This is a genomic window from Crossiella sp. NPDC003009 (genome assembly GCF_053591555.1).
This window is the reverse complement of sequence record NZ_JBSFUA010000033.1, coordinates 14,250-27,612: the sequence shown is the minus strand read 5'-3', so window position 1 is coordinate 27,612 and position 13,363 is coordinate 14,250. Positions and strand designations below refer to the sequence as shown.

9 protein-coding genes are annotated in these 13,363 nt (G+C 71.4%); 7 read left to right on the top strand and 2 right to left on the bottom strand.

Features of this window, described 5'->3' with window-relative positions:
- The first annotated feature begins 16 nt into the window (after positions 1-16).
- From ACWDY5_RS28350 to ACWDY5_RS28330, 5 genes are all read left to right on the top strand, one after another.
- Positions 17-2,836 carry a ribonucleoside-diphosphate reductase subunit alpha gene (locus ACWDY5_RS28350; RefSeq protein ID WP_449725275.1) on the top strand — a complete coding sequence of 940 codons (2,820 nt, stop codon included), beginning with the start codon at positions 17-19 and terminating at the stop codon, positions 2,834-2,836.
- Complete coding sequence (locus ACWDY5_RS28345; protein ID WP_449725206.1) at positions 2,833-3,909, top strand: ribonucleotide-diphosphate reductase subunit beta; 1,077 nt, start codon at positions 2,833-2,835, stop codon at positions 3,907-3,909. Before ACWDY5_RS28350 ends, ACWDY5_RS28345 begins: the two co-directional genes overlap by 4 nt.
- Positions 3,910-4,024: 115 nt before the next feature.
- Positions 4,025-5,008, top strand: a complete 984-nt coding sequence (locus ACWDY5_RS28340; RefSeq protein ID WP_449725205.1) for a hypothetical protein — start codon at positions 4,025-4,027, stop codon at positions 5,006-5,008.
- Between the two features lie 36 nt (positions 5,009-5,044).
- On the top strand, positions 5,045-5,578 hold the full coding sequence (locus tag ACWDY5_RS28335) for a pyridoxamine 5'-phosphate oxidase family protein (RefSeq protein ID WP_449725204.1): 534 nt from the start codon (positions 5,045-5,047) through the stop codon (positions 5,576-5,578).
- Positions 5,579-5,698: 120 nt separating this feature from the next.
- Positions 5,699-7,816, top strand: a complete 2,118-nt coding sequence (locus tag ACWDY5_RS28330; RefSeq protein WP_449725203.1) for a diguanylate cyclase — start codon at positions 5,699-5,701, stop codon at positions 7,814-7,816.
- Here the strand turns inward: ACWDY5_RS28330 and ACWDY5_RS28325 are convergent.
- Entirely contained in the window at positions 7,804-8,463 is a 660-nt protein-coding gene (locus ACWDY5_RS28325) for a thiaminase II/PqqC family protein (protein WP_449725202.1), read from the bottom strand. The two genes, ACWDY5_RS28330 and ACWDY5_RS28325, sit on opposite strands and share 13 nt — an antisense overlap.
- A 50-nt stretch (positions 8,464-8,513) precedes the next feature.
- Between ACWDY5_RS28325 and ACWDY5_RS28320 the strand changes: the two genes are divergently transcribed.
- Both ACWDY5_RS28320 and ACWDY5_RS28315 read left to right on the top strand, forming a co-directional pair.
- Positions 8,514-9,524, top strand: a complete 1,011-nt coding sequence (locus ACWDY5_RS28320) for a sigma-70 family RNA polymerase sigma factor (protein WP_449725201.1) — start codon at positions 8,514-8,516, stop codon at positions 9,522-9,524.
- A gap of 233 nt (positions 9,525-9,757) precedes the next feature.
- A complete protein-coding gene (locus ACWDY5_RS28315; protein WP_449725200.1) occupies positions 9,758-11,239 on the top strand; it encodes a hypothetical protein in 1,482 nt (493 codons plus the stop codon).
- Here ACWDY5_RS28315 and ACWDY5_RS28310 read toward each other — a convergent pair whose 3' ends face one another.
- Positions 11,240-13,363, bottom strand: a complete 2,124-nt coding sequence (locus ACWDY5_RS28310) for a tetratricopeptide repeat protein (RefSeq protein WP_449725199.1) — start codon at positions 13,361-13,363, stop codon at positions 11,240-11,242.

The window sequence follows — 13,363 nt, the reverse complement described above, 5'->3', positions numbered from 1 at the left end:
AGCAGCTTTCGTGTCAGTGCATTCGCCAGAGATCGCAGCCGGCGCGGTCACGGTGATCCGCCGCAACGGCGCGGTGTCCCCGTTCGAGGCGGCCAAGATCACAGCCGCGATGACCAAGGCCTTCCTCGCCGTGGAAGGCACCGACGCGGGTTCCTCGCCCCGCGTGCGCGAACAGATCACCGAGCTGACCGCCTCGGTGACGCAGGGCCTGCTGCGGCACGCCGGCCCGGACCGGCCGCTGCACATCGAGCAGATCCAGGACCAGGTCGAGCTGACCCTGATGCGGGCCGGGCACCAGAAGGTCGCCCGCGCCTACGTGCTCTACCGCGAGGAGCACAACAAGGCCCGCGCGCAGGCCGCGCCCAAGCCCGCGCCGCGGTTCTCCGTGCGCCAGGCCGACGGCACGCTGGTCCCGCTGGACACCGACCGGCTGGCGCTGGTCATCTCCGAGTCCTGCGCGGACCTGGCGGCGGTGGACAGCGAGGCGGTGCTGGCCGAGACGCTGCGCAACCTCTACCACGGCATCAGCCCGGCCGAGCTGAGCATCGCGCCGGTGATGGCCGCGCGCACCATGGTCGAGACCGACCCGAACTACTCCTACGTCAGCGCCCGGCTGCTGCTGGACAAGCTGCGCGGCGAGGCGCTGACCTTTCTGGCCGGCGAGCAGCGGGTGGCCAGCCACGCGCAGATGGCCGGGGAGTACCCCACCTACTTCGCCGAGTTCATCCGGCGCGGGGTGGAGCTGGACCAGCTGGACACCGAGCTGGCCAAGTTCGACCTGGAGCGCCTCGGCGCCGCCCTGGTGGCCGACCGGGACCTGAAGTTCCAGTTCCTGGGCATGCAGACCCTCTACGACCGCTACCTGCTGCACAGCGACGAGCACCGCTACGAGCTGCCGCAGGCCTTCTTCATGCGGGTCGCGATGGGCCTGGCGCTGCGCGAGGACGACCGCGAGGCGCGGGCGATCGAGTTCTACGACCTGATCTCCAGCTTCGACTTCATGTGCTCCACGCCCACGCTGTTCAACGCGGGCACCACCCGCTCGCAGCTGTCCTCCTGCTTCCTCACCACGGTGGGCGATGACCTGGAGGGCATCTTCCACGGCATCAGCAACAACGCGCTGCTGTCGAAGTACGCCGGTGGGCTGGGCAACGACTGGACGCCGGTGCGCGGCATCGGCGCGCACATCAAGGGCACCAACGGCAAGTCCCAGGGCGTGGTGCCGTTCCTGAAGATCGCCAACGACACCGCGGTCGCGGTGAACCAGGGCGGCAAGCGCAAGGGCGCGGTCTGCGCGTACCTGGAAACCTGGCACATCGACGTCGAGGAGTTCCTCGACCTGCGCAAGAACACCGGCGACGACCGGCGGCGCACGCACGACATGAACACCGCGAACTGGGTGCCGGATGAGTTCCTGCGCCGGGTCCGCGCGGACGGGCAGTGGACGCTGTTCTCCCCGGACGAGGTGCCGGACCTGCACGACTCCTACGGCCTGGAGTTCTCCCGCAAGTACGCCGAGTACGAGGCGGCCGCCGACCGCGGCGAGATCAGGGTGTTCCGCCGGGTGCAGGCCAAGGACCTGTGGCGGCGCATGCTGACCATGCTGTTCGAGACCGGGCACCCGTGGATCACCTTCAAGGACCCGTGCAACCTGCGCTCCCCGCAGCAGCACTCCGGCGTGGTGCACTCCTCGAACCTGTGCACCGAGATCACCCTGAACACCACGATCGACGAGGTCGCGGTGTGCAACCTCGGTTCGGTCAACCTGGCCCAGCACGTGACCGCCGAGGGCATCGACCACGCCCGGCTGGAGAAGACCGTGCGCACCGCGGTCCGCATGCTGGACAACGTGATCGACGTGAACTTCTACACCATCCCGGAAGCGCGCCGGTCGAACCTGCGGCACCGTCCGGTGGGCCTTGGCCTGATGGGCTACCAGGACGCGCTGTACGCGCTGCGGCTGCCGATGGCCTCCCCCGGCGCGGTGGAGTTCGCCGACCGCAGCATGGAGGAGATCTCCTACTACGCCATCTCCGCCTCCGCTGAGCTGGCCGCCGAGCGCGGCGCCTACGAGTCCTTCCCGGGTTCGTTGTGGAGCAAGGGGATCCTGCCGATCGACTCGGTGCAGATCCTGGCCGACAACCGCGAGGGCGACCTCGCGGTGGACCGTTCGTCCACTTTGGACTGGGACACGCTGCGGGCGCGCGTGGTCGAGGTCGGCATGCGCAACTCCAACGTGATGGCCATCGCGCCGACCGCGACGATCGCCAACATCACCGGGGTCAACCAGTCGATCGAGCCGCTGTACCGCAACCTGTACGTGAAGTCGAACATGTCCGGCGACTTCACCGTGGTCAACCCGCAGCTGGTGCGCGAGCTGAAGGAGCGCGGGCTGTGGGACGAGGTGATGATCGGCGACCTGAAGTACTTCGACGGCAGCCTTGGCGCCATCGAGCGCATCCCGGCTGAGCTGAAGTCCCTGTACGCCACCGCCTTCGAGCTGGACAGCGAGTGGCTGATCGAGGCGGCGGCCCGGCGGCAGAAGTGGATCGACCAGGCCCAGTCGCTCAACCTGTACATGGCCAAGCCCAGCGGCAAGAAGCTGGACTCGCTGTACCAGCTGGCCTGGCTGCGCGGCCTGAAGACCACGTACTACCTGCGCGCCCAGAGCGCCACGCACGTGGAGAAGTCCACGCTGCGCGGCACCGACGGCAAGCTCAACGCGGTCTCCCCCGTGCTCACCACCCCCGCGCCCGCGCCCTCCCCGGCCGCCGCCCAGGCCGCCGAGGCGCTGGCCTGCTCCATCACCGACCCCGACTGCGAGGCCTGCCAGTGACCGCCCTTGAGCCCAACGTCGACGCCACCGGTCTCGGCGAGATCGACCGCTCCGGCGGCCGGGTCAGCGTGGACGACAAGGCGATGATCAACTGCCGGGCCGACGTCAACCAGCTGCTGCCGCTGAAGTACCACTGGGCCTGGGACAAGTACCTGGCCGGCTGCAACAACCACTGGATGCCCACCGAGGTGTCCATGCAGGCCGACATCGCGCTGTGGAAGTCCCCGAACGGGCTGACCGAGGACGAGCGCCGGGCGATCAAGCGCAACCTGGGCTTCTTCGCCACCTCGGAGTCGTTGGTGGCCAACAACATCGTGCTCGCGGTGTACCGGCACCTGACCAACCCGGAGTGCCGCCAGTACCTGCTGCGCCAGGCCTTCGAGGAGGCCGTGCACACGCACACCTTCCAGTACATCTGCGAGTCGCTCGGCCTGGACGAGGGCGAGCTGTTCAACATGTACCGCGAGGTGCCGTCCATCACGGACAAGGCGGCCTGGGCGCTGCGGTACACGCAGAACCTGGAGGACCCGGACTTCAGCACCGGCACCCCGGAGAAGGACCAGGCGTTCCTGCGCGACCTGGTCGCCTTCTACGTGGTGTTCGAGGGCATGTGGTTCTACACCGGCTTCGCCCAGATCCTCTCCCTGGGCCGCCGGAACAAGATGGTCGGCATCGCCGAGCAGTACCAGTACATCCTGCGCGATGAGTCCATCCACCTGAACTTCGGCATCGACGCGATCAACCAGATCAAGATCGAGAACCCGCACCTGTGGACCGCGGAGTTCCAGGAGGAGATCCGCACCATGCTCCGCGAGGCCTGCGAGCTGGAGGTGGCCTACGGCCGCGACACCATGCCCAACGGCCTGCTCGGGCTCAACGCGGAGCTGTGCGAGCAGTACATGCACTTCATCACCAACCGCCGCTGCGCCCAGATCGGCCTGACGCCGGTGTTCGCGGAGGCGGAGAACCCGTTCCCGTGGATGTCGGAGATGATGGACCTGAAGAAGGAGAAGAACTTCTTCGAGACCAGGGTCATCGAGTACCAGAGCGGTGGCGCGCTGGACTGGGACTGAGTTCCGGCTGAGCAGCTGATGGCGTCGTCCTCCTGGACGGCGCCATCGCTGTTTTCCACCCGGTCCACCGGCCAGCCACCGCGACCGCGAGGCCCGCCGGGGATAGCGTGTGATCATGACCTGGGCAAGCCTCCGCCACATCACCTGGTCCCTGGCGCCGGACCTGCTCGGCGACCACCAACTGGCCTTCTCCCGGGGTTCCGGCCGCTCCCGCCTGGAGGTCTCGCTGGCGCACCTGGTGCGGGTCAACGCGCTGGCCACGCTGAGCCCGACCCGGTTCGACAACCAGTTCGCCGAGACCCGGATCATGCTGTCCTTCCTGCGCACCCCGGCCTCCGGGCAGCTGAGCCTGCGCGAGGAGTCGGTGCGCGGCAGCTCGCACCACATCCGGCAGTTCGTGGTGGAGTGCCTCGGCCTTGGCCTGCACGCCACCGCCGTCGGCGAGCCGCGCGTGCTGCCGATCGGGCCGGACCGGGCCTACCGCAACCGGGGCGTGCGCCCTGACCTGCTGTTCGGCTGGCCGGGCCGCAGGCTCGCCGGGGAGGCCAAGGGCCGGGCCCGCGGCGCGCCTTCCCGCGTGCTGGCCGAGCCCAGGCTGCGGCTGGAGACCATGCTGGAGTGGTCGGCCAGGCACGACGACCACCCGTTCGTCATGACCTGGGCCTACGCCGGCGACCTGGGCATCACCGTGGACCTGTACCGGCCGGCCGACGGCTCCGCCTGGTTCGACGGCAACTCCGGCAAGGTCCGCACCGAGCTCTACCAGGGCCCCGCGGTGGACGACTCCGCCGTCGGCCCGCTCGCCGAGGAGGCCGCGACCAGGGTCGTCGAGGTCGAGCGCTACCTGCACGAGACCGCGCCACCCACCGAGCACACCCTGCTCGGCCACCGGCTGCGCGGCGCGCAGGCGCCCCTTGACCTGTTCGGCCTGGACAGCAGGCGGTACGCGCTGGCCGTGCTCGGCGAGGACCTGGACGAGGACGAGCGCGCCGCACTGGACTCCTCGCCCGCCGTGTCGGTGTCCGGGCGCATCGTGGTGGTGCTGGCCACCGACGGCGGAGACCCGTGGACGGCGATAAAAGAAGAAGGTCTGGCCTGAATGTCGAAAACGACCGGCCCCGTTCGACGCACGGGTATGACCGACTCAGCGCACCAGCCCATCGCGACCCGCAACCTCGACCAGTACGGCGCCGCGGAACTGCCGTGGAGCCGGGCCCGCGACATTCTCGCCGCGGACACCCCCAAAGCCGACCTCACCTTCTTCGTGGCCACCGTGCGCCCCGACGGACGACCGCATTCAGCAGGCGTCGGAGCCGTCTGGGTAGCCGACGCGCTGTATTTCGTCAGCGGCCCCGGCACCCGCAAGTCCCGCAACCTGGCGGCGAACCCGGCCTGCACCGTCTCGGTCCGCCTGCGCGGCGTTGACCTGGTGCTGGAGGGCTCGGCCCACCGGGTCACCGAGGCCGCCAGCCTGGAGAAGCTGGCTGAGGTCTACCGGAGCGGCGGATGGCCGGCGACGGTGACCGATGAGGGCTTCACCGCCCCGTTCACCGCGCCGAGCGCGGGCCCGCCGCCCTGGTATGTGTACCGGCTCACGCTGCACACCGCGATCGGCGTGGCCACCGCGGAACCGCACGGGGCGACCCGCTGGGACTTTCCACACCAATGACCCGCGCAACCGCACCTTCGACCGAGTGCGAATGACTCAGCGCCGGGGTTCAATGGTTTTGCATACCCCGTGGGTGCGGCATGATGCGGCCGCGGGTGTGTTTCGAGCAAGGGGTCGTGCATGGACGTAAGCAGCCGTCCGGCCGGTGATCGCCGGTGGCTGGCCTACCTGCTCATCGGGCTCGCCTTCGTCGGGATCTACTTCCTGATCCCGACCGATGACGGCGGCCGGATCGCCAGGTTCGTCGTGTACTGCCTGATCACCTCCTCGGCGGCGGTGGCCGCGCTGTACGGGGTGCGGCGGAACCGGCCGCGGCCGCTGCGGCCCTGGCTGCTGATCGCGCTCGGGCAGGTCGTGTACGCGGTGGCCGACATCTGCTTCTACGTGGCGCACTACGTGCTGCGCGATGCCACCTACCCGAACGTGGCCGACATCTTCTACCTGGGTCACTACCCGCTGGTCGTGGCCGGGCTGCTGCTGCTGATCCGGATGCGCAGCCCCGGCCGCGACCTGCCGGGGCTGCTGGACGCCGCGGTGCTGTCGGTGAGCGCGGGCATGATGTCCTGGCTCTACCTGATCGGGCCCCGGGCGCGGCTGGACTCGCCGCTGCTGGTCAAGGCGGCCTCGCTGGCCTATCCGATGATGGACCTGGCGATGCTGGCGGTGGCCATCCGGCTGATCATGGGTGGCGGGCGGCGGCCGATGGCGTTCACGCTGCTGAGCACCAACCTGCTGGCGCTGTTCGCGGCCGACTCGCTCTACGTGCTGCAACAGCTCGACGGCAGCTACGCCGCGGGCAACTACCTGGACGCGATCTGGCTGACCTCCAACCTGGCCCTCGGCGCGGCCGCGCTGCACCCGACCATGCGGCAGGTCGGCGAGCGCGCGGAGCGGAACACCGACACCGGGCCGAGCCTGGCCAGGATGTCGGTGCTGTCCGCGGCCGCGCTGCTGGCGCCGGTGCTGCTGCTGGTCCAGACCGCCAACGGGGATATGACTGGGGTGCCGGTGATCGCGGTGGCCTGCGCGCTGCTGTTCGGGCTGACCATCGCCCGGCTGGCCGGGCTGGTCTCGGCGCAGCGGCGGCTGGCCATCACCGACGTGCTCACCGGGCTGCACACCCGGCGGTTCTTCGAGGCGCACCTGCCGATCGAGATCGCGCGGGCGAAACGGGCCGACGGGCACCTGGCGGTGTTCATCGTGGACGTGGACCACTTCAAGTCGATCAACGACCGGTACGGCCACCCGGCGGGCGACCACGTGCTGGTGGAGATCGCCAACCGGTTGCGCGCCTGCGCCCGCGCCGGGGACGTGGTGGCCCGCTACGGCGGCGAGGAGTTCGCGCTGCTGTTCCCGGACGCCAGCCCGACCGAGCTGCCCGGCATCGCCGAACGGCTGCGGCACTGCGTGGCCAGCAGCCCGATCACGGTCTCGGCCGACACCTGGATCGCGGTCACCGTCTCGGTCGGCACCGCCTGCTACCCGCTGCACGGCGAGCAGCCCAGCGAGCTGGTCGCGGTGGCCGACCGGGCGCTGTACGCGGCCAAGTCCCAGGGCCGGGACCGGATCGTGGTGGGCCGCGCGCCGGAGTCCCCGTCGGGCCAGGTCGCCGACCACGCGGCCATGGTGGACTACCTGCGGCAGGTCGCCGACGAGGTGGATGGCAAGCTGGCCGGGCAGGAGCACAGCCGGGCGATCAGCCGGTGGGCCCGCGAGGTCGCCGAGGTGCTGAAGCTGGGCGCGGAGACCGCGCACCAGGCCGGTCTGGGCGGGCGGCTGCACGACATCGGCAAGATCGTCGTGCCGCCGGAGGTGCTGACCAAGCCGGGCAGGCTGGACGAGCAGGAGTGGGCGCTGATGCGCCAGCACCCCGACCACGGCTACCGGCTGGCCGCGATGGTGCCGGACTTCGAGGCGATCGCGGAGATCATCCGCCAGCACCACGAGCGCTTCGACGGCAGCGGCTACCCGCTGGGACTGGCCGGCACGGACATCCGGATCGAGGCGCGGATCATCGCGGTCTGCGACGCGTGGGCGGCGATGCGCTCGGACCGGCCGTACCAGCGGGCGCTCAGCGAACGGCAGGCGCTGCACGAGCTGAGGGAGGGCAGCGGCGGCCAGTTCGACCCGGACGTGGTGGCCGCGTTCCTCAAGCTCCAGCGGCGCGGGGCGGTGGGCACACTGCGCCCGATCCGCCCCGCCGCCGAGGAGAGCCAGGACCGCAGCTACCGGACCTGATCGTCCAGGGTGTTCCAGAACGAGAGCTCGTAGGCCTGCAACAGCCGCCCGTACCCGTGCGCAGCCGCGGTCGACTCCCCCGCGTCCAGCCCCGCCTGCACCGCTTCCATGGCCAGCTCCAGCAGCTGCGGCGCGGGCGCGGCGAAGAAGTCGAAGAACCCGCGCCCGGTCTCGTCGAACCCGTAGTGCTCGGCCAGCGCCGCGGACACCGTCCCGCAGTACTCGCCCCAGGCCCCGAAGTTGACGTTGAGCGCCAGGATCACCGCGGTGATGTCCCCGTTCAACGCCAGCCAGGCCTGGTACGCCGGATAGGCCTGGCAACCGGGCAACGGCTGGTACGCCTTCAACCCCGCCTCATCCAGCCCGGCGGCGGCGGCGAACCGCACCACCCGCTCCAGCGCGATCCCCTCCCCCGCGGCCAGGGTGGAGAAGTACTGCTTGGCCGCGGGCGCCTCGGCCCGCGCCGCCAGGTGCAGCAGGCTCCGCCAGTCACTGCTGATCACCCGGTACTGCTCCCCGGCCAGCGCCGCCAGCACCGACCGAGGGGCCTCGCCCGCCGCGATCCGCGGCACCAGGCGGTTTTCTCCCTCGGCGTGCCCGAGCACGTCGCGTAGACCGGCCAACGTTTCCTGCGCGGTAGCACTCACGCGGGGCAGCCTAACCCGCTTTGTCCGGGCCAGGCGGTAGCTTCACGCGCATGCCGGAACACATGGCTGGCGAACCCGAGCTGCTGACCCTGGCGCAACAGGACGACCAGGCTGCTTTCGGACAGCTGGTCACCCCGTACCGCGACCAGCTCTTCGCCTACTGCTACCGCATGCTCGGCTCCACCCACGACGCCGAGGACGCGGTGCAGGACGCGCTGGTGAAGGCGTGGAAGGGCATCGGCGGTTTCGAGGGCAGGGCCTCGGTGAAGAGCTGGCTGTACCGGATCGCCACCAACGTGTGCCTGGACGAGATCCGCAGGCGCCCGCGCCGCATCCTCACCGACGACTACGCGCCACCGTCCTCCCCCGACGTGGAGGTCACCGGCCGGGTGGACGAGCCGATCTGGCTGCAACCCTGCCCCGACGACCGTCTGGCACTGGACCCGGCCGCCGGCTACGAGCTCCGGGAGAGCGTCGAGCTGGCGTTCCTGGTTGCCCTGCAACACCTTCCGGCCACCCAGCGCGCGGTGCTCGTGCTGCGCGAGGTGCTGGGCTTCAGCGCCGCCGAGGTGGCCGCCACCCTGGACACCTCGGTGCCCTCGGTGAACAGCGCCCTGCAACGCGCCCGCGCCACCATCCGCACCCAGCCCCGCGCACAGCGCGCGGAGCTGGCCGAGCTGGGCGATGTCGGGCAGCGGGAACTGCTGGCGGCCTTCATCGAGGCGCTGCAACGCTCCGATGTGGACGCCATGGTGTCGCTGCTGGCCGAGGACGTCCGGTTCACCATGCCGCCGATGCCGTTCTGGTTCCACGGGCGGGATGACGTGATCGCGTTCCTGACCGGGGTGGTGCTCAAGGAGTCCTGGCGGCGGATGCCGGTGCGGGCCAACGGACAGCTGGCCTTCGGCGCGTACATGGACAGGGGCGAGGGGCACCGGCTGGTGGCGGTGGACGTGCTGACCGTGCGGGACGGGCGGATCGCGGCGATCAGCGCGTTCCTGGATGGTGCCGCGCTCGGGGTTTTTGGGCTGCCGGAGCGGTGGCCGGGAGCGGGTTCGTAAACTGGCGCGGTGACGGACGGCGGGCGGACACGAAGCGGTGAAGTGACCACCGCGGCGCGGAACGTCCACCGGTATGGCGGTAAGATCAACGAGCCGGGAGCCGGGAGCCGGGAGCCGGGAGCCGGGAGCCGGAAGCCGGAAGCCGGAAGCCGGAAGCCGGAAGCCGTTGGGACACCGTCCGTCCCGAGCGTGAGGTCCTCGTCGCGGCCCGCAATCCCGCCGTCCTGAACCGCATGTGGGACGTCCTCCCCCTCCTGCTCGCCGACCCGCGCGTCGCGGTGACCTTCGCCGTCGACCACGGTTCCGCCTTCTCCCACCGCATCCGCGCACACCTCACCGAACGGGACGCCCGGCTCCTGGACTGGGACACCGCCCTCAGCCGCCGGTTCGACCTCGCCCTGGCCGCCAGCGACAACGGCGAGCTGCACCGCGTCCGCGCGCCGCTTGTGCTGCTCCCGCACGGCGTCGGCTACCACCGCCGCTCCCCCAGCGAACCCACCGCCATCTCCGGACTGCGGCGCTCGGCCCTGGTGCACCGCGACCGGATCATCCCCGACACCCTGGTGGTCGCACACCAGGACCAGCTCGCGGTGATCGCCTCGGTCGAACCCCGCCTGCTGCCCCGCACGCTGGTCGCCGGCGACCCGTGCCTGGACCGCATCCGCGTCAGCGCACCCCGGCAGCGCCAATACCGAGCCGCCCTCGCCGCCGAAGGCCGCGAGCTCGTCCTGCTCTGTTCCACCTGGGGCGAGCACTCGCTGTTCGGCCGCCACCGCGACCTGCCCGCACAGCTCACCGCCGCGTTGTGCGCGGACCGCTACCGGTGCGCGCTGGTGTTGCACCCCAACGTCTGGGCCCGCCACGGCGCGTTGCCGGTGAACTCCTGGCTACGCCGCGCCACGGACGCCGGACTCGCGGTGGTCCCGCCCGAGCAGGGCTGGCAGGCCGCGATCGTGGCCGCCAGCCTGGTGATCTCCGACCACGGCTCGCTCACCAGCTACGCCGCGGGGGCGAACAAGCCGTTGCTACTGGCGGCTGACGGCGGTCCGGAGGTCATCGCCGGTTCACCGATGGACGACCTCCGGCAGCGCACGCCCCGGCTGCACCTCGACCAGCCGCTGGCAGAGCAGGTGGAACTGGCGCTCGCCCGCGGCGCCGAGCCCGACACCGCCTCCTCGATCTTCGGCGCACCCGGCCAGGCGGCGGCGCTGTTGCGCACCCGGATGTACGCGGTGCTGGAACTCCCGGAACCGCCGTGGCAGGCGCTTGCCCAGCCCTTACCGGCCCCGGTGGTGACGGTGACCGAGCCCGACGCGCTCCGGGTCCAGGTCAACGGGACCCGCCTGTGCCGCTACCCGGTGGTGCCCGGCATGCCGGATGCCCCGGGGCACCTCGCGGTCAGCGAGCACGCGGCCGACCCGGAACTCCTCGAACGGGCCCCGGTCATCTGGAGCGCGGACCGGCACCGCGGCACGGCGGAGGCCACCAGCTGGGGTCAGGACACGCTGCGGCGCTGGCCCGGTGCCCGGATCGCGGTCACCGAGGTCGAACCCGGTGCGATCGTGGCCTGCCTGCGGGACGGCCGGGTCCTGACCCGGCACGCCACCGTGCCGCGTTCGGTGGCGGGCTCGGCGCTGTACCGGTGGCTGCTGAGCGGTGAACCGGCCGGGGAGCTGACCATCCAGGCCGGGGCGAGCTCCGGCGTGCTGCGCTGATCATCCCGTCGGCGGCAGTCCGGCGAGCAGCCAGGCGGTGCGGGTGGCGTGCACCGAGTCCGGCACGCCCATCCGCTGGAACAGCGCGGCGGCCCGCCGCCGGAAGCCGAGGCCGGACTCGCGCTCGCCGCGCCGTTCGGCAAGTTCGGCAAGTCCGAGGAGCGCGTCCGCCGCGGGGGCGGTGGCCTCGCGCTGCTCGGCGATCTCCAGTGCTTCCGCGAAGGCGCGTTCGGCGTCCTGGTCCGCACCGGCAGCGGCGAGCACGCCCGCGGTGCTGAGCAGGATCTTCGGCAGGATCGACTCGGCGTCGGTGCCTGCCACCAGCGACCGGGCGCGGGCGAACGCGGCCAGCGCTTCCTCGTGCTCGCCGAGGGCACCCAGCGCGCGGCCGACCATCATGCTCAGCATCGCGGTGCCGCGGACCCGGCCCAACCGCTCGTTGATCTCCAGCGCGATCCGGAACCGCACCAGCGCCTCGGCGGGTTTTCCCTGACGCAGCAACACGTTGCCGGTGAAGTCCTCAGTGGAGGCCAGCAACCGCTCCCCGCAGCCCTCCGCCAGCTCGCGTGCCCGACCGAGCTGTTCATGGGCCTCGGCGAAGCGGCCGAGCTCCTGGTACGCCTTGGCCAGCAGGCAGCGGCAACGCACCTCGTGTGCGGTGTGCTTGCCCGCCAAGGCTGACTCGACGGCCCGCTTACCCGCGCGCACCCAGGCCGCCAACGGTTTGGTGGCGTCGAAGAGCGCGAACAGCGCCTCGAACAGTTGGCACACCTCAAGATGCCAGCCCTGCTCAGCGGCGGCGTCCATCACTTCCAGCAGGTTGGGCTGTTCGCGCCGCGACCAGGCCATGGCGGCTTGCGCCGGGACCTCCACTGGCTCCGCACCGAGAATCGTGGCGGGGTCGGTGACCCGCAGCGACTGCACGCCCTTGATGGCCACGTCCGCGGCCACGGCGGTGCGCAGCCAGCAGCCGACCGCGCGGCGCAGCGCGGCGACGCGTTCGTCTTTGTCAGTTCCGGCGGCGGCCTTGCGCAGGGCGTGCACACGCACCAGGCGGTGCAGCCGGTAGACCCCGGCGGACTCCTGCTGCACCATTCCGGTCTGGCACAACGTGTCCAGCTCGCGCCGCACCTCCCGCACCGGCAGCTCCGCCATCGCGGCCAGCACGTCGGCCCCGAAGTGCGCGCCCACCAGCACACCCAGCAGCCGGTAGAGCCCGCGCACCCGGGCGGGCAGGTCCGCGTAGGCCAGGTCGAACATGGCGAAGACCTTCGCGCGGGCGGACCGCTCGGCCGAGGCATCGCCGGGGTCGCGGTCGGTCTCGCGCAGGTCGTCGACCAGTTGCCGGACATCCAGGTGTGGCCGCGTCTTCAACCAGGCCGCGGCCACGCCCAGTGCCAGCGGCAGCCCGCCGCAGACCTCGACCAGCTTGACCACATCGGCCCGTTGGGCGGCCACCCGCTCGGCCCCGCACACGTTGGCGACCAGGCTGACGCCGTGGTCGGTGCTCAGCGGGTGCACCGGCAGGTCCACCGCGCCGTCCAGGTGCAGCTCCTCCAGCGGCTCCTGCCGCCCGGCCGCCACCAGCACCAGACTGGCGGGCGAGAGCGGCAGCAGCGCGCTGACCTGCGCCGCCTCCCGCACCTCGTCGAACACCACGATCATGCGCGACCCGGCGGTCAGCGAGCGGTACAGGTCCACCCTGGCCTGGAACCCCGAGGGGATCAGGGCCTCGGGCACGCTCAACGCGGCCAGGAAGCGGGCCGCCGCCTCGGCGGGCGAGTTGCCCTCCTGGCCGTACTGGACGTGCAGCACGCCATCCGGGAACCGCTCACGCAACTGCCAGGCGGCCTGGCGCAGCAACGCGGACTTGCCCACCCCGGGCATGCCGCGCAGCGCCGCCACCGGCGGCCGGGTCCGGTCGCCGACCGGCGTGTCGGCCAGCGCGTGCAACCGCGCCAGCTCCGCCTCGCGGTTGGTGAACGCCTCCGGTGGCGACGGCGCGAGCGCGGGCACGGCCTGCGGGCGTTCCCGCGCGGCGAGGATGACCTGGCCGATGTCCCTCGCCTGCACGACGTTGCCCGCCGAGCCGCTCAGCTCGTTCCGCACCCCGTCCCCGCGCAC

What these genes read in the sequence shown, in the direction of transcription:
- ACWDY5_RS28320 (WP_449725201.1), top strand. Translation starts at nt 8,514, where the DNA reads ATGCCGGAACACATGGCTGGCGAACCCGAGCTGCTGACCCTGGCGCAA.
- ACWDY5_RS28335 (WP_449725204.1), top strand. Translation starts at nt 5,045, where the DNA reads ATGACCGACTCAGCGCACCAGCCCATCGCGACCCGCAACCTCGACCAG.
- ACWDY5_RS28340 (WP_449725205.1), top strand. Translation starts at nt 4,025, where the DNA reads ATGACCTGGGCAAGCCTCCGCCACATCACCTGGTCCCTGGCGCCGGAC.
- ACWDY5_RS28315 (WP_449725200.1), top strand. Translation starts at nt 9,758, where the DNA reads ATGTGGGACGTCCTCCCCCTCCTGCTCGCCGACCCGCGCGTCGCGGTG.
- ACWDY5_RS28330 (WP_449725203.1), top strand. Translation starts at nt 5,699, where the DNA reads ATGGACGTAAGCAGCCGTCCGGCCGGTGATCGCCGGTGGCTGGCCTAC.